We start from the raw sequence: 25707 nt of genomic DNA on the forward strand, positions 1-25707 counted from the left end.
AAATGTGGTGTGATTTCCGGGTGTCTGACGAAGAGATACTCATCAAGCGTCTCCATGAAGCGGGATACGCGGCCAAAGAGGTGGAGAAAGCCACCGGCGGAGTGGTCGCAATTGCCGGACTGGTGACCCTGGAGGACGATTCCCAGTTATTCGCGAAAACGCTTCTCGGGCCGGAACGGGACATTTTTCCCGTCGAAGCCGCCGGTCTGACGGAGCTTCGCGGAACCGGCGGGGCGATCACGCCGGAGGTGCTGTGCGCCTCTCCTCGGCTGCTCGTGCTGGAGAAGATGCTGCCGCGCCGCGACGACGAGCGTTTCTGGGAGCGGCTCGCCCGCACGGTCGCCGCCCTGCACACCTCCACGACCGCCGAGCGGTTCGGCTGGCACCGTCCGGGCTGGCTGGGCCGGCTGCGCCAGGACAACACCTGGGACAGCGACGGCCACGCGTTCCTCGCGGAGCGGCGCATCCTGCGCTGGCTGTCGGAACCCCTGGTCGAGGCGGCCTTCGACGCCGCGGAGCGGCAGGCTCTGGAACGGCTCTGCGCGGCCCTGCCCGAGCTCGTGCCGGACCGGCCCCCGTGCCTGACCCACGGCGATCTGTGGCAGGAGAACATCGTCGCCACCGCCGACGGCGCGCCCGTGCTCATCGACCCCGCGGTGTCCTACAACTGGCCGGAAATCGACCTCAGCATGCTGTGGTGCTCCCCGCGCCCGCCCGCCTCGGACCGCTTCTTCGCCGTGTACGAGGAGATCACCGGGATCGACGACGGCTGGCGGGACCGGATGGACCTCTTCCATCTCAGGGAACTCCTGAGCGTCATCGCCCATGACGACGACGACTGGGGAGCTGCGGAGGCCGTACGGAAGATCATCGCCCCGTTCCGGCGGGACGGCGGCCCGGCGACGGTGTGACCGGCGTGCCACCGCCGGACTCCCTTGCCCGGAGAACCCGGTGGTACCGGGCCGCCACCCTACTCCAGGGCCGCCTCGGCGGTGCGCCGTTTCTCCCGGCGGGCGGCGTCGTACGCCCGGAACCGGTGGCGAAGCGCGGGCCCCGTGTCCTCCCAGCCGGGGTAGTCCGTGTAGTCGAGGGAGCAGTGCGCGAAGCGGAACCCGGGGTCGTCCACGTCGATCCTGCCGCCGTTCTTCCCGAGATGATCGAGGAACCGCTGCGACTCCCCGACGATCGACCGGTGCAGCAGGCGCCACTCGCCCGACGAGTAGGCCGCCACCCGCCGGGTCAGGCGAGGTCGCGCGGAGGCGGTCCACTTGAAGTGGTGAACCTGGGCGTAGATCTCCTCGACGGGAACGCCCCTGCCCGTCCAGGCGTAGTGCTGGCCCAGATCGAGTTCGACCGTGCCCCGGACGAGAGTCACCTTGGTCGGCCGGCCGTCCAGCAGCCCGAGGGTGAGCTGGCCGGCCAGCGGATACTGGCGCCACAGCGGCTCCCCGCCGTGCGGCAGCGGGCCGGTGAGCCGGCCGTCGGCGCTGACCCGGTCGAGGAAGGCCCCTTCGACGAAGTCGAACCCGTGCTCTTCGCAGTAGGCGGCGACCTCGGCCGGTGATCTGTCGTAGACATGGAACTCGTCAAGGTCGGCGACGATCCACCAGTCGTCCGGCCAGACGCTCATCTGCTTCCGGATGAGCGCGGCGTTGAGATCCTCGTGCCACGGGGCCACGCAGACGTCGGCGAATTCGTGCCCGGCCTCCCGCATCATTTCCACGGAAGGACCCAGCGTCGGGTCTGCGCGGCTTTCAACGTGGCGTATCACATGAAAGCTTTCGACCCCCAGTTCCCGATAATGATCCAAGGAATAGGGCAGCAGGGAAAGGTCGCCGCCCACCACAGAAACGAAGCGTAAAGTCACGCCCATTACTTTCTGGGCGTCCCGGGTGTTCTGTCAAGGTGGTGCCGTACTCCGCGACGGCCCGTGCGGTGAGGAGGACGTGTGAGTCCGAATGTCCGAATGGGATGGTTTCTGGCGCATGAGGAATGGCAGCCCGAAGCGCTGATACAGCAGGGAGTGCTCGCCGAATCAGCCGGCTTCGACGCGCTCTTGGTGTCCGACCATCTCCAACCCTGGACGGACGTCGGCGGAGCGGCCGGATTCAGCTGGGCGACGCTGGGCGCGCTGGCCGCGTCCACGCGGACGGCGACGCTGATGACGGCGGCCGTGTGCCCGCTGTTCCGGATGCATCCGGTGCTCGTGGCGCAGGCGGCGGCGACAGTCGGGCGGATCTGCGGCGGCCGGTTCGAGTTGGGCGTCGGTATGGGGCAGGCGGTCAACGAGCAGCCCCTGGTGGGGTCCCTGCCGCCGTACCGCGAGCGGCTCGCGCGTACCGAGGAGGCCCTGCGGCTGATGGATTCGCTGCTGGCGGGCGCCGAGGTGGGCTCCGACGGGCCGTACTACCCCGTGTCGTCGATGAAGCTGCACAGTCCGCCCCCCGGGCCGGTCCCCGTTCTGCTGGCCGCGTCGGGGCCGAGGTCGGCCGAGGCCGCCGGGCGGCTGGCGGACGGCGTGATCACGTCGGTGAAGGACGTCGGCCACACCCGGCGGACCGTCGTCGACGTGGCCCGGAAGGCCGCGGCGGCGGCCGGCCGCCGGCCGCCGAGGGTCGTCCTCACCTGCTTCCTCGTCTTCGCCCGCAGTGACGCGGAGGCATGGGAGGCCCTGCGGCCCTGGCGCGGTATGCGCACCCCGCGCCGGCTCCAGGAGGGCAGCCCGCGCCGGCTGCGCGAGGACGCCGACGCGATGGGCCACGAGGGCGTCCTCCAGCGGTTCCCCCGCTACGACGACGTCTCCCGGGTGGTGGAGTTGTGCCGGGGGATCATCGACGGGATCGCCCCCGACATACTGGCCCTGCAGGTGGCGGCCGTCGACGGTGCCGAAGCGCTGAAGCGGCTGAGCGAGGTACCCACCCGGCTGCGGGGGTGACGCGGCTACCGGTCCAGGGCGGCGAGCAGGGCCTTCTCCGTCCGTTCGGCCATCCTCTGGAGCGTGAAGTGCGTCAGCACCTGCTCGCGAGCCAGCTCGCCCGTGCGGCGGCGCAGCGACTCGTCGGAGAGCAGCTCGAACAGGGCGTCGGCGAGGTGGGAGGGATCCGGGGACGGCACGAGGAAGGCCGATCGCCGGTCCCGCACCAGTTCGTCGATGCCCGGGAAGTTGCAGGTGAGCAGGGGCCGTCCGGAACTCATGGCCTCAAGCATGACCAGGCTCAGCCCTTCCCCGGTGCTGGGCTGGGCGACGACGTCGGCCAGGGCCAGCACGTCCGGCATCCGGTGGAACGTCACCTCGCTGTCGATGCGCACCGCCTCACCGATCCCGAGCCGGTCGATCTCCTCTCGCAGCTTCCCCGGATAGTCGCCCGAGGAGGAACTGACGGCGCCCGCGATCAGCAGCCGGGTGCGGGGCAGCCGGGTGTGCACCGGCGAGAACGCCCGGATGAGCTCCAGGATCCCCTTGCGCGGCTTGAGCTGCGCGGCGCAGACGACGACGAGGTCGTCCGGACCGTATCCGTAGCGCCGGCGGATCCGGTCCGTGTCCCGGTCCGGGCGGAATCTTTCCGTGTCCACCCCGTGCGGGATCAGCCGGGTGACTGCGGCCGATCCGTGCCGGCGGGCGCGGTCGGCGTAGTTCTCCGCGCAGGCCAGTACGAGCGAGGGGCGCAGGATCTCGTGGACGACCCGCAGCCGGGCACTGCCCAGGGGCTGCGCCTCCGGCTCGTGTTCATGGAAGGTCGCCACCCACGGTATGCCCCGGTCCACCGCGATCCACTTGCCGGCCAGGGCGGCGTCGAGGGTGTTGGTGAAGACCAGGTCCGGCCGGAACTTCTCGGAACAGGAGGCCAGTTCCGGTGCCAGCGAGAAGGCCATCTGCTCCCATAACACCTTGCTGGGGTCCGCGAGCAGTTCCCGGTACCCGGTGAGCCGGTGGACCGCCACCCCGCGTGGATCCCCCTCCACGGCCCGGCCGGCCGGGTCCTCCCGCGGCGCGTCGGTCACCAGCATGATGTCGTGACCCCGGCCGGCGAGCCCTTCCGCGATCACATGCGCGTACGTCTCCGCACCTCCGATGGTGGGGTGGAAGCTGGAGGCGATCATCAACACTCTCATGTCACTCCGTTACCGCCGGCATCATCCCGCACCGATCCATGCCCCCTTCCCCATGGCCTTACGCCGAGTCGCCGGGCCCTTCTCGATCAGCCGGTTCACATATTCGGATCACCATGTCCACACGCACGTGGTACTGATATACGGGCCGCCGAGCGGCCGTGTTCCGCCATGCCCTTCCCGTACGAAGGCGAGGTCACCACCGATGATCAGCGACGCGCATCCGGCCGGACCTCCGGTCGGCGCGACCCTCACCGAGTGCCAGGAACTGACCGGGGCGTTCCGCCGGCGCGTGAACATGCCGGTCACCGCGGACGTCGCCCTGCTCGACGCGTCCGCCGAGCTGGGGGAGCTGGCCGGCGCCTACCTGAAGAACTGCGGGTACGCGCCCTCGGCCACCAGCACCCCGCCCTCGGACCAGGTGCGGTCGGAGTTCGGCGACGTCCTGTTCGCGTTGTTCGGCTTCGCGGACGCGGCCGGGCTGGACGCGGGCGCCGAGTTCGCCGCGACGCTCGACCGGTACGAGGCGCGGTTCTCCGGCAGGACGGCCGAGCGGCATGGGTGACTATCACGTCCATCTCCATCCGCACACGCCCCGCCCGGACAGCCCGCCGCCGGGCGTGTATCCGAAGGGGCACGTCGACGCGTATGTGGAGCGGGCCCTGTCGCGCGGAGCGACCGAGGTTGGCTTCACCGAGCACATGCACCGTTTCGTGGACCTGGAACCCGTCGCCGCGGGGTTCTGGGACACCGGTGAGTCGGCCGATCTCTCCGAGCGGTCCCGCCGGTACTACTACGACGAGCTGAATCTCCGTCTGGACCGCTACACCGAGGCCGTCCTGGGCGCCCGGGACCGAGGGCTTCCGGTGCTGCTCGGGCTCGAGGTCGACTTCCTGCCCGGCCGGATGGAGAAGATCCTCGACATCCTCGCCTCGTACCCGTTCGACTATCTCATCGGGTCCGTGCACTGGATCGGCTCCTGGGCCGTGGACCACGACGGGATGACGGACGAGTTCGAGCGCCGCGGGGTGCGGCGTTCGTACGAGGACTACTTCCGGCTCGTCGCGGACCTCGCCGAATCCGGCATTGTCCAGGTGCTGGCCCACCCCGACGTGGTCAAGAAGTTCGGTCACCGCTGCGAAGAGGAGCCCGTCGACCTGTACCGCCGCGTGGTCGACGCCGCACGGCGTGGCGGCGTGGCGTTCGAGGTGTCCAGTGCGGGTCTTCGGTACGAGGCGGGGGAACCGTATCCGGCGCCGACCCTGTTGCGGATGTGCCACGAGGCGGGCGTGCCGATCACCCTGGCCAGCGACGCCCACTACCCGGACCAGGCGGCGGACCGGTTCCGCACGCTCGTCCGCTACGCACGCGCCGCCGGACACCGCAGCCGACTGAAATTCGGCACCGGGGGCGAGCCGGAACTCGTGCCCCTGCCCGACCCGGACGACGACGGCGCCTGGCCGCCACCGGACGGTTCGTGAGCCGTCAGACGGCCAGACCCACGCGGACGGCGTCGCGCACCACCGGCGTCAGGACCGCGGCGGCCTTGGCGAACAGCGGGCGCGGTACGCGGTTGCGCACCGCGCCCAGCGCCATGGTGCCCAGCGCGCGGCGCCCCACCCGGGTCTCCATGCCTTCCCCCGCCGGGGACGCCCCGGCAGCGGCGGCACAGACGCCGAGGCCGAACGCGGCGAGCCACAGCTCGGACAACAGGTGCTCACCGATCAGCCGCCGCGCGTGTCCCGTGTCGCGTTCCCGGCGCAGGGCGTCGCCGGCGAGCCGCAGGACGTGGTCCTCGCCGAAGCCGAGGTCCGCGAGCGCCGCCAGAGCCGGCACCTTGCGCCAGCCCCCGTCCGTCGTCGGGTCGCGGAAACGGAAGTAGGCGCCGGGCTCGCCCCACCAGGCCAGCACGGGAACCGCGTCGATGCCCGTGACCGACCGCCGTGGGTCGACCCCGGACAAGGAGGTGGCGCCCGCGGTCCAACAGGTGGCGCAGCGCATGCCGTGACGGCTGTTGCCGGTCAGGCTGGTGGCGTCCCGGTGCTCGACCGCGTTGGGCACGGCGACCTGCGGGGTCAGGCCGGCCGAACGGAGGTAGCGGCGCAGCGTGACGTCGTCGGGCTCGTCCCCGCCGAGCGCCTCCTCGAACCAGGCGCTGACGTCCTTCGCGAGGGCCACCGGCATCACGACGGCCTGTGTCGGCACGTAGTCGTCGACGACCTCGGCCCAGCCCGCCCCGCAGAGCGCCGCGACGCGCGCCACGGAGGCGGTCCAGGAGCCCCACTCGACGAAGAGGGAGGACACACCCTCGGGGTAGTGCTCGATTAACTCGCCCACGAGGTCGAGGAAGTTGCCGGTCAGCCGGACATCGTCCTGCAGCACCAGATGATGGGTCGCCCAGGGCGCCGCCGCGGCCCACGCCCTGCGGGCGGACCGCAGTGAGCCACGCTCGCCCAGCGGCCCGGTGTCGCAGACGACACGGATGTCGAGGTGCGGGTGGGCGTCCCGCAGTCGCTCGGCCATGCCCAGCCGCAGCTCGTGGGTCATGACCGCGATGGATAACCGCCAGTTCTGCTCGGGCAACTGTCCAGCCTTTCAGGAGTGAACGACACCGCACGACCTCCTGATTGTCGCGGCTCGGACCGTTCCGGTGAAGACATGGCAGTGCGGACCGAGCCGACATGCACAACGGCGTTCTCCCATACGGGACTTCCCGCTCGAAGCATGCGGTGGCCCCGTGCGTCCGGCAGACCGGATGTGCCGCCCCGCAGACAGTGCGTGGCCGGCGGCCTGCCGGGCGGGCGTGGCCGGGGGTGGGCGCGGCGGGGACCCCTTCAGGACTCGCCGAACAGCACCCAGAACGCCATCAGGCCAAGAATCCGGTCACCGCCAGTGCCGGGAGTCCGAGGATCGCGGCGGCCACCCCCACCAGGTACTCTCCGGGGTGCCTCCGCCGTCCCGGTGTTCGCCGTCGCCCGCCGTGTCTCCGTCATGAGCCCACCGCTCGAATCTCAACAGCCCTGCAGAGCAGCTTAGTTGACACTGAATCAAAGGTCCGGACCAGCTTGCGGATGGAGACCGACACGCTGCACACCAGGCACCGGCCCTGGGCCCACAGCCAGGTACCCCGGAGGAGATCCAGGCTCTCTTCTACGGCCCGCTGGTACCTCATTGTGCCGCTGAACGCGGCGCCAGGCTCGTCGACGACTGGGACAAGAGCCCGCTGGCTGCCTTCGATGAGGGAGATCTTGTGCCTGGCCGACGTCCTGGCCGCTCATCAGGACGTCACCGATGCCGCGTTTCTCGGTGCAGGGGCGATGTCGTCTTCACCACCGCCCACCGCGCGTGGGTCCCTCACCTTCCAGGAAGGCAATGGGCAGACAACTCTTCCGCCGCCCCCAGGAGTCGGCAAGCCCTGCGGCCTGCGGCCCGCTTCGGGCTGATGTGGTGCCCCGTGCCCCGGACGGGGAGGGGGAGTCGGCCGCCGGACGGACCGGCGGCAGGGAAGGGGGCGAGGATGCCGGACGGGTCACCAATCCGCCGGCTCGTTTGCCTCCGGCGCTGTTGAGTATCCGCCGAGCTGGTAAATCAGTGTCGCCTGTTCCGTGGCACAGATTCTGATGTTCTTGGCTAGCAAGTTCTCGTTGAAAAGGTCATCCTCGCCCAAAGACATCGTCCGGTCCGGCGGTCTACTCATGTTGCTGAAGCGGATACCCCGTACTAACTCCGTTTCGAGAAGCCACGCACTCTGGTCCACCGACCGGACTGATGTGGGCCCGTCGTGTGCGTCGACGCGATCCTTGAATACGTTAGAACCTGGCTCAACTACTCCGAGCTCTTTCATCCGCTGATACTCCCGGCGTCCATTCTCCTCACCGAACGCCCACGGGTCACGCTGCTCGAGATATGGCTCTCCGTCCGGGTGAATCACACGCGCCCACGAGTGCACCGCCGGACTGCCGGACTCGCGTGCCTTCATCAGGAGGCTGTGCAGATGTGTTTCGTCCCATTGGTTGTCGTCGTCGAGATAGGCAACCCAAGGTGTCTGCGCCAGCTCCGTCCCGACGTCCCGGACGGACGCGATGCGCCGTGGCCCGTTCCTGTCGTCCGGACCTCGTTGCGCCCAGCGCGGCCACACGGTCGCGGGTAGGTCCCGCCCAAGGGCCAGCCAGGTGTCGGAGCAGTCGTCCACCATGATGATGTGCGTTCGCACATGCTGGCAGCATTGCCGCTGGACGGACTCGATCGCCCGGCTCAGTAGGGCTGGCCGTCTCCTCGTCGGTGTGACAACAGTGACCAGGCCTTCCAGCTGGGATGCGCATCCCCCCACCGTCTCTCCTTCGCCTCGGCGACTCGCCAGCCCGAGTGTGCTGGCTTTCTCTGTCCGGTCGGCCAATTAGCCGACCGCTTTCCACACGGGCTGCCCGCTGTCGTCGGCTATCGCTCGCAGGACCTCAAGAAAGCTGGTGATACGGCCCTTTACCTGTGACTCGTCGTAGAAGGTGCGGTTGAAGTTCAGAGTCCCGCCCTGGCGGCGGCTGTCCACCAGCATCCAGGGCTGCGCCTGTCGCCACCAGACCGGCATCGCCTCGCTCGGAACGTCACCCAGCCGGGGGTATTCGTCCACACCCGGCAGCGGCGCCGGTATGACCTCGAGCTCATGGTCGACCCGCAGCGGACCGGGGAACGACTCACTCGACTCGGGTACGACGGACTGGAAGTAGGAGTCGAAGAGATGGAGGTCCGACCAGGGCCTGGGTCGATGGGCCTCACCGAGCAACTCCACCAGGTTTCGGTAGCCCGTCCGCGCCAGCCTGGCATCGGCCAGTGCTCGGTGCACCTGTTGCACGAAGGCTTCCAAAGACCCCTTCCAGTCGATGTTCACGGGGACGAACACGTCCTGGCCGAACTGTCCGACCAGCGCCCGCTCAGCCTTGCTGTGACGGCCCAGCGTCACCGTGCTCACTACCACCTTGGACGACCCCGAGACGCTGGCGACCACGAGGTAGTAGGCCGCCATCAGGACGACGTACTGCGTCGTGCGAAGCCTGGTCGCACAGTCGTCCAAGCGCGCCGACACCTCGGAGGACACACTGAAGTCGATGGCGGCCGGGTCAATCAGCAGGTCGGAAGCGGCTGTGTCCCGGGGGTCGATGGACAGGGGCCGGGGCAGCGGATGGAGCCGGCTCACCTGCTCCTGAATGCGCGGGCCACGGCCCCCGTACTGTCGCTCGTGCAGATTCAGCAGGTCTCGATAGCCGTAGGACACCGGCGTGGGCGGGCGAGACAGCCCGAGACGTGCGCTATAGCACGCCATCAGATCCTGCACCAGGATCCGGTCCGACCAGGCGTCGAACAGGAAGTCTGGAAAGCTGACGCACAGGATGCTGTAGTCCTCCGACAACCGGAGGAGACACGCGCGCCACACAGGGACCGCCACCAGGTCGAAGGCACGCACGCTCTCCAGGTAAAGGACATGCGCTACTAGTGCCTGCCGCTCGGATGGCGGATGATGCCGGAGATCCTCGACGTGTAACTCCGCCTCGACGTCCTCCACGATCTCCACCAGCGGATCGAGACCGGTGGTCTTGAACCGCATCCGCAGCATCTCATGCCGTCGCGTCACATCCGCGAGAGCCTTCTCCAACGCGTCCGCGTCGACCTGACCACCGAGGCCACGCGTCAGCAGAGCCGTGAATCGAGACCCACCCGGATCCCCCGGCGACATCTCGTGCATCCGCTCCCAGAGCAGTTCGTATCCCCGAGGCAGCGGCCCGACCACGCCTGTGAACGACATGCTGTAAGTCCCCAATCCCGTCAGCCGGCGCATTGCCCGATGTGGAGGTTGTTCAGCGCCCTACCGACCGCGGCAGTATGAGCTTGTCCGGTCCGACCGGGCCGGGATACGGGGTGTGTCGCCGGGCTCCGTCGGCCAACGGAAGCCGCCCGAACGTCCACCGCGTTTCGAACGGCAGGCGGCCGGCCCGCAGTGTCACCGCTCCAGCCCGGTAGGCGTACTTGACCAAGCGTTCAGCGATGCGCTCGGGCGGCTCCGAGTCCGGCTTGAGTCCGGCTGCCTCGACGGCATCCCGCAGGCTCCGCGCACCGTCGAAGCGACACAGCAGGCGGGCTTCCTCCTCCGTCACGCTCAGCGTCCGCTCACCGTTGGTTAGGACGGACCTGCCTTCGTTCTCCGCAACGGTCCAGCCCGGGGCGAGGTCGGGACGGATCCGCTCGTGCTCCGGGTACACCACGCGAATATTGTGGATGTACAGGGCGTCGAGATCAGAGGACAGGAGGCACTGGATTGCGTCCGCCGGTGTCTCCACAAGTGGCATGCCGCGAATGTTCAGCGATGTGTTGAGTACCAAGGGGACACCGGTCGTCTCGAAGAAGCTCGCGATAAGCCGGTGGTACTGCTCGTCGACGTCCGGGGCGACGATCTGGATGCGGGCGGTCCCATCGACGTGGCAGATCGCCGGCACCATCTGCTGCCACTCCTCGCGTACGGGGCAGCAGGACAGCATGAACCGTGTGTCAGCGGCCGTACTGGTGTCGAACACCTTGTTCACATGGCTTTCGAGCACGCTCGGCGCGAAGGGCCGGAACATCTCGCGCATTTTGACCTGCTGGTTGATTCGGTCACGCATGTCCTCGGGCCTCGGATCGGCGAGGATGCTCCGGTGGCCGAGAGCACGCGGCCCGTACTCGCTGCCCCCCTGGAACCAACCGATCACAGCTCCCTGCGCCAGTTCGGCGGCCGTCCGGTCCGTGAGGCCATCGGTATCGATCACTTCGTAGGACGCACCGACAGCGTCCAGATACTCGACAATGGCGGTGGTGTCGTAGCCCCGCCCCGTGTACGAGTGCGAGATTGGCTTGAGGTCGCGTGCCTTCCCTGCGTTCACGTAGCCGTAGTACGCGAGCCCGACTGCTTGGCCGTTGTCACCAGCGGCCGGTTGGACGAAGATCCGGTCGAAGATCCCGGAACGGGCGAGGACTCCGTTCGCCACCGCGTTCAGGCCCACTCCGCCGGCGATGCAAAGATTGCGTTGACCTGTCCGGCGCTGCACCTCCCCGCACAGGCCGAGCATTCCGCGCTCGAGCTCGCTCTGCACCTTCCATGCCAGATCCTTCGCGAAGGAGCTGATATTCGCCGAGTCCGGTACGAGACTGAAGCTCTGGTCGTTCAGAAATTCGGCGTAGCCCATGCCGACGATCCAGTCGAGGAACGGCCGGAAGTCGAAGCGGCCTTCGCCGAGGTGGAACCATTCGCCGGCCAGTTCTGGACGGGGGCCACCATAGGGCGCGAGGCCCATGGTCTTTCCCGCATCCGGCACGCCGGCCCTGGTGTTGTAGAAGCCGAGGAACGTGGTTATGTACTCGTACATCCAGCCGAGGCCCGGGTTGAACAGGTTTTCGGCTCCAAAGTCGGTCCTGACCGGTGCGTACCGATTCTTCAGAATGGTGGAGTGGCGTCCAGTTCGGGTGAACGTGTACGCCGTTTCGGCCTCGTAGCCTTCCTCCGTCCACGTGCCGTCGCCGTCGACGACCAAGACCGCTGCTTCCTCGAACCCGCTTGCCCAGAACGCGGACAGGGCGTGCACATAATGGTGCACGCTACCGCTCGGCTCACGCGCGACCACCAGGCGTTCTGGGTCGCGGACTGGAAGGTTGAGCCCGGCCATGGGCGCCAGGTAGTCGTCGGCGATCACGATCTGGTCGACATCGTCCAGGCCGATCGAACGCGCCTGGAGGCAGTAGCTGATTGAGGCCCACGGGTAGTACCCGAACCGTTCCCCGAACTCCTCCCACAGGCCGTGGTAGTTCCTGATGGCCCCGTATTTCACCCTGGTGAGCCGCTCTTCTTCTATGGCCGTGACCACGCTCCCGTCGGCGATGAGGCAAGCGCCTGGGTCGTGCGGGCCGGTGTACACCCCGAGACTGAGCATTGAGCACCCTTCGGCCGTGGGCAGCAGTCTGCCCGCAGGCGATATTCGTCGTATCGTCGGAAGGAACACAGACTGTTGCGGACTCAATCGGCTGGTGCGGTGGCTGGCTTGGGTGCCGGCAGAAACTGCACAGCCGCGTTCCGGTCGATCTTCCCGGTGGACGTTCTCGGGAGTGGTCGGTCGGCGAACACGATGCGAAACGGTACGGCTGCGGGCTCGATCCGGGAGGCGCAGAATCGTCGGACGTCGACGCTCGACACCGTGTGGTCCGTGTCCGTCCTGATCACCGCGGCGACGCTGGTGTCGCCGTTCCTATTCCACGGCAGCGCCACAGCCTCCACGATGGCCTCCATCCGCAGAAGCGCGTCCTCGACATCTTCAAGGTCAACGCTGACCCCTCGCACCTTCACCCGGCAGTCGCGCCGGCCGATGAAGCACAGTGTTCCGTCGTCTTGGCGCTCGACGAGATCTCTGGAACGAAAGTAGGTGCTGCCGGATGCACTGGGACTGATCTGTGCGCCCTCGACGAAGCTGCCTTCGTCTCTCCCCGCCGGGTCGATGTACCCGGCTGCCTGAAACGGCGTGGCGACGTACAGTTCGGCGACACCAGGTCCGACAAGTTCGCCACCGCCGTCGGCGACGAGCCGGATGTCGACACCCGGTAGCGGCTCGCCGAGGGGGATTTGGTCGGACACCATCTGCTCATCGTCCAGTATGGCTACGAGCGAGTCGTTCGTCTCGGTACTTCCGTACACGTTGTAATAGGTGGCCGAGGGGAACATGTCCCTGACGGCCCGGCGCGTCGGTTGCGGCGTGTTGTCGCCAGTCATGATGACGTGTCGAGTGGTCAGCTCATCGCCAGCTGCCAGTGAGAGCAACCCGCGGGCGAGCAGTTCGTACAGGACCGGAACGCCTTCGATCACGTCCGGCTGCCACCTCCTGACGAGCTGCGCCAGGTGCTTGGCGTCGCGCAGCGTCGGTCCCGTCGCCCCGATCACAGTGCCGCCGCGGGACAATGTCGTCCATACTTCGAGAAGTGACAGATCGAAGTTGAGAGGGGCGTAGCTGAGCACCTTGGTGCCATCACCGATACCGAACATGGTGGCCGCCCAGTCCGCGAATCGGCAGAGCGCGGGATCACCCAGGGGTACCAGCTTCGGATGCCCGGTCGAACCGGAGGTGCAGAACACGAGGGACGCCCGAGGCCAGAGCGTTTCTGCGGACGGTTCGAGCCGCTCGATGCGCATATCCTCCGGCCGGGCGCCGGGCCAGGCGATCTGAGAGCAGCCGGTGTCCCGTAGCGATGTCTCCCTAACCGAAGACGTCGCCCGACCGGGCAGCAGTACGACCGGACGACCGGTGCGTAGGGCCCCGAGTACCAAGGGGATCGCACCACCGTCGGTGTCACACACGACGGCGACTGGTCCCGCTGGGCCTCGCGCCGATATGAGCGCGTCGGCGTGCCGGTCGGTCAATTGGTGCAGTTGTGCGTAGCTCATGGTCATGTCGGATGTCGCCAGCGCCACACTTTCCGGCTGATCCTCGAAGGCCCGGCGGATCGAATCGACCAGTGTAATGACTCTCCTCCCTTCAACGGGTTTTCGGGGTGGCGTGCGGAGCGCCGTCCCGGTCGACGACCCCGAACGCCCGAACGGAGCACGTACCGAGTCCCACCACCGCAAGCGGCGGCGCGAAGAACCGGAACCCGGAGGTCGGCAACTTGTCCAGGTGATGGAGGTGCTCGACGATCGGGATTCCCTGCTCCAGCAGCAATGAGTGCGCCGGCCGCGACCTGTCGGTCATCGAGTCAATGTTGACGGAGTCGATCCCCACGACCGCGGGCTCCAGTTCCACGAGGAGCTCGGCCGCGGCGCGTCCCAGAAAAGGATGAGTATCCGAGAAGTACCGGCCTGTGCCCCAGTGTGCGTCCCAACCGGTATGGAAAAGGACGGCCTTGCCTGCTACAGCTGCCCTGTCGATGGCTTCCGGGCCGACCTCACCCGTCTCCTTGGTACGTACGACGACACCTTCGACATCGACGACTCGGTCGAGGGCGACCCCGGATGTGTCTGCACCGTCGCTGTACCTGTGGAATGGCGCGTCCAGGTAAGTTCCCGTGTTGGCCACCATGCTGATGCGGCCTATGTGGAACTCCACGCCGTCGGCGTACCGCGTTCGCGACTCCTCGCGGGACATCTGGGTCGTGACCTCCGGACCGGGCAGCCCAGGGTAGGTCACCATGCCGTGGCGGACTGGGTGACTCAGGTCCACGATGTCAGCGGCCGTCATACTTCGGTTTCCTCTCGCTGGGGTGTACGTCCTCGGCCGTGCGGCCGTGATCCGGTCCGTCGTCGGTGTCGTCGCGTCGCAGTTCCTCGATGTGCGCCAGCGTCGCAATCAGCGACCCGTGCGCGCCGGTGTGGTCGCTGGGCCACCCGGGGCCGGTGAGCCGGTGGCGATAGAGGCCGTGCGGCGACTCCAGCCGCTCGACGCCAACACTTCCCGCGAAGATGCGCAGGCGCACCACTCCGGTGACGATGCGGTCCAGTTGTTCCAGCGCGTCCCGCACGCACTGGGTCGTGTGGTTGTACCAGCCGCCCTCCACGACGGAGTGCGTCCAAGCCGTCGCGAGAAAGTTCCGGACGGCGTACTCCTTTCCCTCGAAGACCGCGTTGGCCAAAGCGCGATGCGCGGTGGTGATGACGGATGCCGCCGGTGCTTCCCTGACCTCGTGGTTCTTGCCCCTCATGAAGGTGTCTTCGAGTCCGGAAAACCGGCCGACCCCGCGGGCGCCCGCCATTTCGTTCAGCTGTGGGACCAACGACGCCAGGGGCATGCCCTTGCCGTTGAGCGAGACTGGCAGGCCGCGATCGAATGCCAGCTCGATCACCTCTGGTCCGGCCTTAAAGGCGGTATCCGGCGTGGCCGACCACTGGAAGACATCGGAGTCCAGCTCGTTCTCGGGGCTGTCGAGGCTGCCGCACTCGATGACTCGGGCCCACGGGTTGGTGTCGATGCTGTGTACGCCGTGGGGGAACTCGATCCCGATAGAAGTGAGTTCGGAGACCATGCGCTCCCGGGACACCGCCGACTGCAGAAAGGGAGCTGCGAGTGGCAGCTCAGGGCTGAAGTGGGCGATTGCGGCCGACAGCCGTACGCCGCTGTTCTGCATGGCTGTCGCGCTGTGGCAGATAGTGTCACAGTCGCGCTGCCGGGCGACTTGCGCCGCGAGCCGTCCCATCAGGGGCCGGGAGATGCTCGAGCCGATCGGGTAGAGCCCTTCGTAATAAGCGTCGGCGTGAATCGCGGCTGGCAGGAATTCCCGGAAGAACTCCTCTGTGGCATCGACTCGCTCTACCTCCACACCGAGGGCGTCGGCCCGTGCTGTCGCGGCCGGGTCGGCATTGGTTCCCAGGTCGATCACCAGGGCCAGAGGGTTGGCGGAACGGTCCACCAGCCACTTGAGGAGATACGTTCCGTCAACGCCACCCGAGTAGAGGACGAGAGGGCGATCAGGCACCTTCTCCGAGAGGTCCTCCAGACTCGTCGTGAGCAGCATCGCGGCTCCCTTCCCTCGTATGGGTGTCGGCACCGGACAAGCGGGAAACGTGCGGGGGAACGCTGCGACGGATCACCCGGGAGTAGGGCGGTCGCCCGGCTTCGGATCGACGAAGATCGTTGATCGCGAAAGCACGGCGCAACCAGCGGTCACAGCCGTCGAAGCGAGGCACGAATGCCGTCCGGCCGTGGACCGCCGTGCGGTTGTCGACCACCAGTAAATCGCCAGGACGCAGCCGCACACCCACCACGGACTGCCGCAGAGCATCAAATAGCTCGGTCAGCGCCGTCTGGGCGCTGACCGTCGTGGCCTCCATACCGTGCAGATCAACGACCATGCTCTCGGCTCCGCCCGAGTCGCTTAGAACGGGGATCGGATCGCAGTAAACACGCTTGCCAGGGCCGACGAAAGACGAACTGTAGGCGACCCGGAAGTACGGCTGCCGGAGGATCTCGATGGCGTCACGCGATACCAGAGGGAGAGCGTGGCGCATGCCGGCGACCACCGTCTGGGCGCGATCGTCGCGGTCAGGTCGGAGACACAGCAGTGTGATGAAGTCAGGTCTGGTGGGATGGAATCCGTTCTCTGTGTGCAGTTCCAGGAGTGAGCTGCCGACGTTTTCCTGCCGAGCTTCCATTCCCGGCTTCGGGACGACGTCCTGAACCAGCGCTCCAGCCTTTTCTTCAGCGTACGAGATGAGATCACCCAGTACGCTGAGGATAAGCAACTGTACCGTCGTGCATATCGGTATGTCGGCAGGCTGTCTCGACGGCAACTTATCTTCGTCAGTCGGTGTGTCCGGCAGTACCGGATCCAGCGGCAAGCCGCTTATCACCAGGGCTCCGTGATCATTGCTCGTCCAGCGGAAATGGGTGAGTTCTTCCACCAGTCGGGCGGGCAGATGGCGGGCGCCGGACACCATGGACGAGAGCGCGGCGTTGCTGTCCAGATCTGTGAACGGAGTACCTTCGGCAATTTTTCTGCAGTCCGCCGTCAGCGCCGATCGCTCCTGCCCGTCCAACGTGAACGGCGGGAGGAGCTCAGGAAAGAGGTTACCTGACTGATCCACTGAGATGCGATTCGTCATTGTACGGACTTTCCGAGGATGTGGCATCTACGCATTTCTGGCCCGGTCGTAGATCTCCGCTATCATCTGTATGTCGTGAATTGCGTCCTCCGCGCTGCACCGGCTCACCCTCTTCGCCGCCAGAACGTCGGCAAAGTGCTCAAGCTCGCGTTTGAACGGATCCTCGTACGATCCTTCGTACACCTGCGAACGTAGCGGTCCGTGCGACCCTTCCGAGAACGAGTGGTGCACGGTCGCCGGCGTGTTCTTGAGATACACCGAGGGGTACGTGAGCGTGGTCTGTGACATAGGGGTGGAAACGTGAAACTCCTCGCGGTAACCGCCCGACAACCCGGTCATCACGGCCAACGTCATCGAGGCAGTGTCGCCGTCTTCGGATTCCCACAGCGCGTGAACTCCGCGGCGTCCGAGGAGAGGAGTGGCACTCTTCAGGTGGAATCCGGACCGGAAAACATGCCGCAGGCAGTACAGCTCATGTGTGGCGAGGTTGTGGAGCACTTCCTCGAACAAGTACGGCCAGGTCGGTTCGGCCGCCGCAGTGTTGTCTGCGGCGGGTGATGTGCAGTGCGTGACGCTGTGATGTGCCCGGTAGAAGTAGTCGTCCGGCAGCACGGCGGTACTCGTGATGAGCCGTCCCGGCGGTTGTTCATTCGCCAGCCGGTGGAACTCGTCGAAGGCCGTGTCGAAGATTCTGCTGTACCCCACCATGACGGTCAGCCCCGCCGCCCGGGCATGCTCGGCGATCCGGCGGGCGTCGGCGACCGAGTAGCAAAGCGGCTTCTCGACGAAGACGTGCTTCCCTGCGTCCAATGCCTGTTCCACGAGGCCGGCGTGATCACCGGAGGTAGCGATCACCACAGCCTCGACGGCTCTGTCCTCGAGGACATACCGCGCGTCGGTGTGAGCGTTCTCCACACCAAACCGGTGGGCGACCGACTTCAGGACTTCAGGGTCGTTGTCGCATACGGAGAGCAGTTGGAACCGGTCATCCAGCTCGCGCAGATTCGGTAGGTGCATGATCTGCGCTATTTCGCCGCAGCCCACGACCCCGACCGCTGTCGGCTTGTCCGGCAGTGTCATGCAACCTCACATTCCTCTGCACGCCTCATGGCACCATCAGCGCTTCGGAACGGAGCGCGTCGACGTTCGTCATGACCTTGTCGATGGCCTGGGCGATGTCGTCCATGTCTGCCGCGGTGCCCAGAAGGGCCCGGTGCGGGATGGTGAGGAACAGCGAGCGGGCCTCGTGTGCGTTCGGCAGTTCGAACCGGGTGGGGTCCAGTAGCGGTAGCAGGGCGGGGTCGTACTTGTGCGGAGACCGTCGCGGGTCGTAGAGGCGGCAGGCGTTGAGTGGCTCGTGCAGCGGTTCGCAGTGCAGACGCAGCTCCCTGCTCAGGGTGCTCAGCGCCCGATCGACGGAAACGCCCTCGATGACTCCCGGGTCGAGCCGGATGCAGTACCGGTAGTAGGCCCTCTTGGTGACCCCTGGCCTGGCCTGGACCGAGTGTGCGTAGCCCGTCTTCTCGATGAGCGAAGACAGATGTGCCGCGTTCGCCGACCGCCGTTCGTTCTCCGCGTCGAGGCGCCGCAGACCACCGAGCAACAGCGCGGACCCGATCTCCGTCAGACAGAGATTACGGCCCTGCACCGTGCCGACATCTCGGAGATTGGGCTCCCGCACGCCGGGATCGTCGGCGTATCGCCGGCCATCGGCGCGGTACTCCACGAGACGCTCGTAGAGATTCGCGTCCCGGGTCAGGCACGCACCGCCTTCCCCCGAGGTCAGCAGCTTCGACTCCTGCATGCTGTAGGCGGACACGACTCCGTAGGTGCCTACGCGCGCGTCTCGATACATGGCGCCATGGGCCTGGGCACAGTCCTCGATGAGTGCCAGACCGCGCCGCTCGCAAAGCGACATGAACGCGTCAATGTCGGCGATGCTGCTGCCGTAGTGGACGAGGAGCACGGCCTCGGTCCTGTTCGTGATAGCCGCCTCGGCCGCCTTCGGGTCCATGCAGAGTGTTTCCGGGTCAACGTCGACCAGGACCGGCACGAGCCCCAGGTTCGCCGCCGCCGACGCGCACGCCACCCAGGTGAGGCCCGGCACGAGTACTTCGGCGCCGTGCGAGAGGCCGAGCGCTTCGAACGCGATGGTCAATGACGCAGTGCCACTGCTCGTGGGGACGCAGTGGGGTACGCCGTGATACTGCGCGAAGGCGTCGGCGAACTGCCGCTCATACAACTGCTGGCCGTTGTGGTCCTCGCTGATCGCCCACCGCCCCGACTCCAGGACGTCTGCAAGGATCGCTTTCGTATCGGGATCGAGTCTGGGCCATAACGGCCATTCTGAGGTCCTTACGGGGTTCCCGCCAAAATCTGCGAGCAGAGTACGGTCAGGCAACGTTTCTCCTGCTGGTCTGATGAGAACGGCTCAGTTCGATCGGCGGTTCCTACCGTTGCGGCAAGCCGTCAGTGATCCGGAGAAGGTCCTGGACAGTAATACTGGTAGCGCCAGCCATCAGGTCGGAAATGTCCACTTCGGTGGAATATCGCGACTCCAATCTGGCGAGTAGGTCCACGATCATCAGCGAGTCCAGGCCGACCCCGTCATGACCAAGCGGCAAAGACGGTTCCAGGCTGATATCCGTGAGGTCGCAAGCGAACTCCTCCTCGAGTATCACGCGAATCTCGGCCAGACGTGAGGATGTAGTACCCACAAGCGCGCTGCTTTCTGATGCCCGGAAAGGAGACATGCACTCACCGTGTTAACCGGCGGCGCCCTAAACGGGGTGCCCGGCGCCGTACGCAAGGCACACGCCGTTGGCACTCTTCCGGTTGAGGGCGATGGGACGGAAGGCCTGCTCCGAGGTCATTTACTCGTCATTGTCAGACTTCGCAACGGTCAGCTCGACACCGATCGGATCTTGGGGCCCAACAGTACCTACCCGTCACAGGGGGAGGAAGTCGAGTTCTGGCCAAGGATATTGGCCTCCATGCGACTCCGCTCCGGTTCTGACCAGCCTGAACGCTTTATCCGGCCAGATCGCCCGTGGCGCAAGTCGGGGCATGGCGGACTTCCGGAGCGCTTCTTGACGGGACGCACAGTCCGTTCGTAGCGTATCGCTCAACGATCTCGGATTTTTCACGGTACTGCGCCTCACGCAACGCCGGCGAAACGGCGTGAAGGGCTATTTCAGCATGTCGGAATTAGGCCGAGACAATAATCCCCCGGTGCGCCGTTCAGGCAGCCCTGTGGAGCTGGAGGAGACAACATCCGCGCGCGCAAAGCGACGCGCGCGCTTGGCCGTCGGCCTGCTCTACATCATCATGAGCATGCCCATCGGAGGGTGGGCGGCTCGTGTGCCGGAGGTACGCCGACAGGTAGGCGCGGACGACGCACTGTGGGGGCTGGCCAACACTGTCCCGAGCATCGGGAATATCGTCGGCCTCTGCACCATCGTGTTGCTCGTCGGCCGGGTGAGAAACGTGGTGCTCGCATTGGCTGGCGCCTGTCTCGTCCTGCTCACCGTGCCGCTCATGGCAGCATCGCCCAGCTTCGGTGCGGTGGTTCTGGGGCTGACAACGTGGGCGTTGGTAGCTCACATCATGGACATCCCCATGGGCGCCATGGCATTGGAAGTCCAGAGCCGTTACGGACGGCCGCTCATGGGCAGCTTCGATGCCTGCTTCGGGTTGGGAACGCTGGCCGGCGGAGCGACCGGTACCGCGGCGGCGGCGTTCGGCGTTCCGCCCTGGGTGCAGTTCACTGTCTCCAGCGGGCTGCTCGGAGCGTGCCTGGCTGCGGTGGCTCGGTGGCTTCCGGAGGAGGCCACCAACTCGGCGAAGACCGCTCGGATCCCCCTGCGCAGACGGTTCAACCGAAGGATGCTGCCCATCGCCATGATGGCCTTTCTGACGGGATACGTGACCGAGTCGTCGATCCTGTGGAGCGCAATCTACGTAACGGACACCATGCGAGGAGGGCCGGTTCTCGGCGGAGCTACCTACACGGCCGCCGCCACGGCGGGGACACTTGCCATGCTCTTCGTCGACCGCGCCACGGCCCGCCTCGGCGCGGTACGCATCGTCCGCCTCTCCACATTGTTCGCCGCCGCCGGGTTCGGACTCTGCCTCATCATCGCGAACCCAGTGGCGGCGATCATCGGGTTCATCGTCCTCAGTGTGGGGATGGCTTGCGTCAACCCGAACGTCTACACCTTCGCAGGGAACCAGGAGGACCTCACCGCGAGCGAAGGAGTCTCGGTCGTGGAGATAGGGCAGATGCCCGGAGCGACGGTGGCCGCGCCGGCGTTGATCGGTGTGCTGAGCGGTGCAGTCGGTCTGCGCGCCGCGCTGGGCTCGATCGTAATAGCGAGCATCCTGCTTGCTGCCCTGGTCGGGCGGATTCGGTACGTCGACCGCTCCCCAGAGCAGCCTCCCGGTGAAGTCGTGGGGTCACCGCAGTAGCGGGCGGTGCGGTCAGGGCCCAACCGATCACCCGGAGGGCCGCTCAGCGGGCCGGGAGTCCTTGGAGGACCAGGTGGTGATGATACGAGAAGCGAGAGCGACGAAGAGCATGAGCAGGACCAGCAGACCCAAGGCCGTCGGCAGCCCCAGCAGATGGGCCAGCAGCCCGATCAGCGGCGGGCCGCTGAGTAGACCGGCGTAACCCAGCGTCGCAACGGCGGCGACCGCCCGGCCCGTCTCGTGCGGGAAGAGGTTCCCTGCCACCTTGAACATCTGCGGCATCACACACGCGAGGCCCGCGCCGAAGACCCCGAACCCGATGACCGCCGCCGTGCCCTGGTTGCTGAGCAGGCCGGTACACAACCCCCCGCTCGCGAGCAGCGCGGAGCAGGTGACCAGGCGCTTGGCACCGATCGACGCCGCCAGCCGGTCCGCGACGAGCCGGCCGCTCGCCATGGCTACGGAGAAAAACATGTAGCCCGTCGGGGCGAGCGCCGCGGACAGCGCGACATCCTCCCTGAGATAGACCCCACTCCAGTCAGCGATCGCTCCCTCGGCGAGCAGGCACGCGAAACAGCAGGCGCCGAGCAGCATGAGACGGCCGTCTAGCCGTCGCACTCGCTGCCGCGCGCCACCCGGCGCCGGGGGCTGCCCAAAGGCGGCGGTCCGCACCTGGCCGCGCCCGCATGCCAGCGCACCTGCCATTAGGGCTCCGGCCAGAACGGGGAAGGACACGGCCGGTGCGACATCGAGGCGCACGGCAAGGCTTCCCAGGGCGGATCCAAGCAGACCACCGACGCTGTAGGCGGCGTGAAATGAGGTGATGATCTGTCGACCATAGGCCCGGTCCACCGCGACGGCCTGAGCGTTCATCGACACGTTGTACGCACCGCCCGCGAGGCCGAAGAACATCAGCGAGGCCATCAGCACTGTCAGGTTCGGTGCCAGGCCGGGCCCGACGAGACCGATTGACACGGCGGCCGAGGCCCACCTGCTGACGGAGTCCGCGCTCAGCTGGTCGACATAGCGCCCGACGCTGGCGAGCCCCAGCACGGTGCCCACCGCGGCAACCAGCAGGGCGGCGCCCAGGAGCCCGTCGCTGAGCCCGAGACGCTCCTTGATGTCGGGGATGCGGGCCACCCAGGAGGAGAAAGCGACACCGTTGATGAAGAAGTAGCCCGAGACCGAACGGCGCGCACGGCTGAGCTGCCCGGCGGGGGAAGATGACTGCAGTGCCATGATGAGATCGACGGCTACCGGACGCCGACCTGGCCGACCGCACCGAGGATCTCCCTGGCCACATTGTGCTGGCCTTCCCGTTCCATCGTGAGCGCGAGGCGCCGCAGGAAGGCGTTCTTGAGACCGCGCACCTCGTGGAGCTGGATGGTCTGCCGTTGCAGGGATATGGAGATTGCTTCGAAGAACCCGTCGGTGTCGACCTCGGCCTTGCGCTGGTAGTAGTCCGCGCCGATGCGGTTACGGTCGGACGACCCCGCTATTTCCTGCGGCACCCGGTACAGGCAGCCTATGGACGGCAGGTAAGCGACCGAGGTCCCTCCCGCGGCCATCCTGAACCAGGCGTGTGCGTCCTCGGAGGCCCGTACATGAGGGAAGGGGTGGTTGACAGCCAGTTCGGTGCGCACGGCGACTGTCGAAGTGAGCGTGGTGTAACCGGTGTCGACGCCCATGCGAATCCATGCACGGGGGCCTTCGACCGGATCCACCCGGTGTGACTCGATGATCTCCAGCAGCGACGGTGTGAGACGCGTCGTCGGAACGCCACTGCCGTGCTCGTCGATGACGGAGAACGTCGAGTACACGAAGTCCACGTCGGGCCGCTGCTTGAAGGCGCGGCGGGTCACCTCCAGACGCCTGGGGTGGGCGATGTCGTCTGCATCCTGGAATAACACGAAGCGCGATCCGCGCTCCTTGGCCCATTGAACGCCGACATTTCTGCAGAATCCCTGGCCGCGATTCACCGTCTGCTGAATGACGAATATACGATCCGGGTGTAGGTCCTGGAGTATCTTGATCCGTTTTCGGTCCCGCGCCCCCGGTGAGGCGTCGTCAACGATGACGAGCTGCCAATCAGGGTCCGTCTGCTGGTGCAGACTCTTCAGAGTCTGCACCAGATAATCTTCCGCCCTGGCGGCGTCTGCATAGTGCGGCATGACGAAGGTCGCAGTTGCCGGAGAAATCATCTTCTTACTGCCTCCATTCACGGAGAGTCGTCAGTGCAAAGCCCACGGCATCGGCCGTGGTTCATCGAATTTGGAAGTGATCACTGTTTTGGCGCCGCCCGTCGATTGGGCGATGGCCAGGGTGATCTCCAGGACATGCAGAGCGTGCCGGGCCCCCAGTACCGGAGCCCCGTCTCCGACCACCGCCGCGCCCATGTCCGCGACCCCGCGTGCGAAATCCATGTCATGGGTGTCCTGGTACCGGAAGCGGCGGCCGGCGGGCCGGGCGAGGGGAACCACCTGGTGCTCTGTCAGGTAATGGTGCGCAGAGTCGGTCCCGCGCACCCGCTTGCGCAGGGTCACCTCGGCTTCGTAGTCCCAGCATTCCGAGGTGGCCAGCACCCCTTCGTCCCCGACGATCTGCAGGGTGTGGTTCTCGGGGGCCACGGTGCTGCACGTCAGCCGGGCCACGACCCCGGAATGGAAGGTGATGCACGCCGACGTGAAGTCGGCGGCGAAGAAGCCTGGCCGCGAACCGTCCAGCTTCTCCGGTTGCACGAGAGCCGCGAACGCCACGACTTCCGCAGCTGGCCCAAAGAACGCGGTGAGCCAGGTCAGGTAGTACCCCGCGTGCTCCAGCGTGGGGCCGACGCGGAATTCGTCGGCGTAGGGCCAGGGGGCACCCGACGGGCTGATCCAGTCTCGGTAGGGCATCTGGTGGATGGCTCCGTCGTCAAGCTCCGCGTAAACCAGACGCGGTCGGCCAATGGTGTCCTGCCGCAATGCCCGCCACAGGGTCTGGGCGGTCTCCCCGAGCAGGGAGCAGGGCGCGGACGAGAGGATGAGGCTCCGCTGCTCGGCAAGCGCCACCAGCTCCTTGGCCTGCTCCCACTCCTGTGCGAAAGGCTTCTCCGAGTAGACGTGTTTACCCGCCTCAAGAGCACGGCGAGACACGTCGTAGTGGCTGTGCGGATTAGTGAGGTTGACAACTATTTCTACAGAGGTGTCGTGGAGTATTTCCTCCAGCGAAACGTACAACGGCACACCGTAATGGGCCGAGAACTTTCCCGCACGCTCTGCACTGGCATCGTAAACACCGATGAGCCGAAGGTGCGCATAATTGGGAAGGGTGGCCATATAGAAGTCGGCCACATAGCCACACCCCACTAACGCAATACCGATGGAACGAGTCAAGATTCTCCCCCATGATGCCCCGGTCGGGAGGACTCGTCCAGGCCGGGCAGAACTGAGCACAGTTGACTTTGTGGGTGTGAATCATCCAACCTCGGACGCCACCTTCAGGTCAATGCTGTTATTCGGTGATCGCATCACTTGTCGGCCTGGAACAGCCGCCCGAAATGGTGACCTTGTGTGGGTTCTGTCCGGAGGGGAAAGGGCAGGGGCCCGTCGCGGGGATCGCATTCGACAGGGCGCCGCCGACCGGCATACCAGTGGGCATTGGCCAACCGTCACGGCTCGCGGAACGCCGGTCCTGGCTGGACAGGACTCCCGCCGAGAGTTGACTCGATTCCGCCGTCTGCTGTCCGCCTGTTGGCGCCACGGGTGGGCCTCACTCGGTCGGTTGGCTCGCTTCCGGTTGCCCGGTGTGGCGCATAGCCAGTTCGTCGAGGATGGCGGCAGTGGCCGTGGCTCCGAAGCGGCTGGCACCCGCTTCGAACATGTCCAGCAGGGCGTCGAGACTACGCACTCCACCGGCCGCTTTCACACCCATGTGGGGAGGGGCCTGCGAGCGCATCAGCCGTACGTCGCTCAGGGTGGCTCCCGTGGGGGCGAAGCCCGTAGAGGTCTTCACGAAGTGCGCACCGGCGGACTCTGCTACGACGCAGCCCCGGATCTTCTCCCGGTCCGTCAGGTAGGCGTTTTCCAGAATGACCTTTACCAGTCCGCCCTGAGCGGCCTCGACGACGGCCGCTATGTCGGCACTTACAGCGGCTTCGTCCCCTGCTCGGAGCCGGGCGATGTTGATGACCATGTCGAACTCCACAGCACCGTCCGCCAGCGCTGCGTGCACCTCAGCGGTCTTGACCGATGTCACGGACGCACCGTGCGGGAAGCCGATCACCGTCCCCACCGCAGTGCCTGTCCCGGCCATTTCCCTGGCTGCTGGCCCAACGTCGGTGGGTTTGACGCAGACGGAAGCCACCGCGTACCGGGCAGCCAGTGCACATCCTGTGCGCACCTCGGGCCAGGTGAGTTCGGGCCGCAGCAAGGAGTGGTCGATCATTTTGGCCACCTCGGCCACTCCGAGTCCGCTGGTACGCGTGAGGGCGGCGAGGGTGAGGTCGTCGGTCATCGTGGCTGTCTCCGGAGGTCTGGATATACATGGTCGGT

At 66.5% G+C, this 25707-nt stretch carries 22 protein-coding genes; 5 read left to right on the plus strand and 17 right to left on the minus strand.

What is annotated here, in order from left to right:
* Positions 1-20: 20 nt before the first annotated feature.
* On the plus strand, positions 21-911 hold the full coding sequence (locus tag RI578_RS39960; RefSeq protein ID WP_310869139.1) for a fructosamine kinase family protein: 891 nt from the start codon (positions 21-23) through the stop codon (positions 909-911).
* A 59-nt stretch (positions 912-970) separates the two neighbouring features.
* Here RI578_RS39960 and RI578_RS39965 read toward each other — a convergent pair whose 3' ends face one another.
* Positions 971-1873, minus strand: coding sequence for a glycosyltransferase family 2 protein (locus RI578_RS39965; RefSeq protein ID WP_310869138.1), 903 nt, complete (start codon positions 1871-1873; stop codon positions 971-973).
* A gap of 93 nt (positions 1874-1966) precedes the next feature.
* Between RI578_RS39965 and RI578_RS39970 the strand changes: the two genes are divergently transcribed.
* The gene (locus RI578_RS39970; RefSeq protein WP_310869137.1) at positions 1967-2935 is read left to right on the plus strand and encodes an LLM class flavin-dependent oxidoreductase; all 969 of its coding nucleotides are present in this window, start codon (positions 1967-1969) and stop codon (positions 2933-2935) included.
* A 5-nt stretch (positions 2936-2940) separates the two neighbouring features.
* Here RI578_RS39970 and RI578_RS39975 read toward each other — a convergent pair whose 3' ends face one another.
* Positions 2941-4113 carry a glycosyltransferase family 4 protein gene (locus RI578_RS39975; protein WP_310869136.1) on the minus strand — a complete coding sequence of 391 codons (1173 nt, stop codon included), beginning with the start codon at positions 4111-4113 and terminating at the stop codon, positions 2941-2943.
* 202 nt (positions 4114-4315) lie between these two features.
* On the opposite strand from RI578_RS39975, the gene RI578_RS39980 reads away from it, so the two are divergent.
* Both RI578_RS39980 and RI578_RS39985 read left to right on the plus strand, forming a co-directional pair.
* Positions 4316-4675, plus strand: a complete 360-nt coding sequence (locus tag RI578_RS39980; RefSeq protein WP_310869135.1) for a hypothetical protein — start codon at positions 4316-4318, stop codon at positions 4673-4675.
* Entirely contained in the window at positions 4668-5591 is a 924-nt protein-coding gene (locus RI578_RS39985; RefSeq protein ID WP_310869134.1) for a histidinol-phosphatase, read from the plus strand. The genes RI578_RS39980 and RI578_RS39985 overlap by 8 nt, the downstream gene beginning before the upstream one ends.
* 4 nt (positions 5592-5595) lie before the next feature.
* Here the strand turns inward: RI578_RS39985 and RI578_RS39990 are convergent, their stop codons facing one another.
* The 11 genes from RI578_RS39990 to RI578_RS40040 form a co-directional block, all read right to left on the minus strand.
* Positions 5596-6657, minus strand: coding sequence for a hypothetical protein (locus tag RI578_RS39990; RefSeq protein WP_310869133.1), 1062 nt, complete (start codon positions 6655-6657; stop codon positions 5596-5598).
* 982 nt (positions 6658-7639) lie between these two features.
* Positions 7640-8440 carry a glycosyltransferase gene (locus RI578_RS39995; protein WP_310875625.1) on the minus strand — a complete coding sequence of 267 codons (801 nt, stop codon included), beginning with the start codon at positions 8438-8440 and terminating at the stop codon, positions 7640-7642.
* A 66-nt stretch (positions 8441-8506) separates the two neighbouring features.
* The gene (locus RI578_RS40000; RefSeq protein WP_310869132.1) at positions 8507-9940 is read right to left on the minus strand and encodes a condensation domain-containing protein; all 1434 of its coding nucleotides are present in this window, start codon (positions 9938-9940) and stop codon (positions 8507-8509) included.
* A gap of 19 nt (positions 9941-9959) precedes the next feature.
* Positions 9960-12062, minus strand: coding sequence for a carbamoyltransferase C-terminal domain-containing protein (locus tag RI578_RS40005; protein WP_310869131.1), 2103 nt, complete (start codon positions 12060-12062; stop codon positions 9960-9962).
* A gap of 83 nt (positions 12063-12145) precedes the next feature.
* Positions 12146-13309: an AMP-binding protein gene (locus RI578_RS40010; RefSeq protein ID WP_310869130.1), complete on the minus strand. Its 1164-nt coding sequence runs from the start codon at positions 13307-13309 to the stop codon at positions 12146-12148.
* Between the two features lie 343 nt (positions 13310-13652).
* The gene (locus tag RI578_RS40015) at positions 13653-14351 is read right to left on the minus strand and encodes a cyclase family protein (protein ID WP_310869129.1); all 699 of its coding nucleotides are present in this window, start codon (positions 14349-14351) and stop codon (positions 13653-13655) included.
* The gene (locus tag RI578_RS40020) at positions 14338-15621 is read right to left on the minus strand and encodes an argininosuccinate synthase domain-containing protein (RefSeq protein WP_310869128.1); all 1284 of its coding nucleotides are present in this window, start codon (positions 15619-15621) and stop codon (positions 14338-14340) included. The genes RI578_RS40015 and RI578_RS40020 overlap by 14 nt, the downstream gene beginning before the upstream one ends.
* Complete coding sequence (locus RI578_RS40025; RefSeq protein ID WP_310869127.1) at positions 15575-16708, minus strand: TauD/TfdA family dioxygenase; 1134 nt, start codon at positions 16706-16708, stop codon at positions 15575-15577. Before RI578_RS40025 ends, RI578_RS40020 begins: the two co-directional genes overlap by 47 nt.
* Before the next feature lie 27 nt (positions 16709-16735).
* On the minus strand, positions 16736-17788 hold the full coding sequence (locus RI578_RS40030; protein ID WP_310869126.1) for a Gfo/Idh/MocA family oxidoreductase: 1053 nt from the start codon (positions 17786-17788) through the stop codon (positions 16736-16738).
* 25 nt (positions 17789-17813) lie between these two features.
* Positions 17814-19109: an aminotransferase class I/II-fold pyridoxal phosphate-dependent enzyme gene (locus RI578_RS40035; protein WP_310869125.1), complete on the minus strand. Its 1296-nt coding sequence runs from the start codon at positions 19107-19109 to the stop codon at positions 17814-17816.
* A 49-nt stretch (positions 19110-19158) separates the two neighbouring features.
* Positions 19159-19461: an acyl carrier protein gene (locus tag RI578_RS40040; RefSeq protein ID WP_310869124.1), complete on the minus strand. Its 303-nt coding sequence runs from the start codon at positions 19459-19461 to the stop codon at positions 19159-19161.
* Between the two features lie 499 nt (positions 19462-19960).
* Between RI578_RS40040 and RI578_RS40045 the strand changes: the two genes are divergently transcribed.
* Positions 19961-21175: an MFS transporter gene (locus tag RI578_RS40045; RefSeq protein ID WP_310869123.1), complete on the plus strand. Its 1215-nt coding sequence runs from the start codon at positions 19961-19963 to the stop codon at positions 21173-21175.
* A 27-nt stretch (positions 21176-21202) separates the two neighbouring features.
* On the opposite strand, the gene RI578_RS40050 is transcribed toward RI578_RS40045, so the two are convergent.
* The 4 genes from RI578_RS40050 to deoC all read right to left on the minus strand — a co-directional run bounded on the left by RI578_RS40050 (position 21203) and on the right by deoC (position 25669).
* Positions 21203-22414, minus strand: coding sequence for an MFS transporter (locus RI578_RS40050; RefSeq protein WP_310869122.1), 1212 nt, complete (start codon positions 22412-22414; stop codon positions 21203-21205).
* Positions 22415-22428: 14 nt separating this feature from the next.
* Positions 22429-23376, minus strand: a complete 948-nt coding sequence (locus RI578_RS40055; protein WP_310869121.1) for a glycosyltransferase family 2 protein — start codon at positions 23374-23376, stop codon at positions 22429-22431.
* Positions 23377-23406: 30 nt separating this feature from the next.
* Positions 23407-24609: a Gfo/Idh/MocA family oxidoreductase gene (locus RI578_RS40060; RefSeq protein WP_310875622.1), complete on the minus strand. Its 1203-nt coding sequence runs from the start codon at positions 24607-24609 to the stop codon at positions 23407-23409.
* Between the two features lie 316 nt (positions 24610-24925).
* On the minus strand, positions 24926-25669 hold the full coding sequence (gene deoC / locus RI578_RS40065; RefSeq protein WP_310869120.1) for a deoxyribose-phosphate aldolase: 744 nt from the start codon (positions 25667-25669) through the stop codon (positions 24926-24928).
* Positions 25670-25707 lie beyond the last annotated feature (38 nt).

Origin of the sequence: Streptomyces sp. BB1-1-1 (assembly GCF_031597775.1) — a bacterium.
GTDB lineage: Bacteria > Actinomycetota > Actinomycetes > Streptomycetales > Streptomycetaceae > Streptomyces > Streptomyces thinghirensis.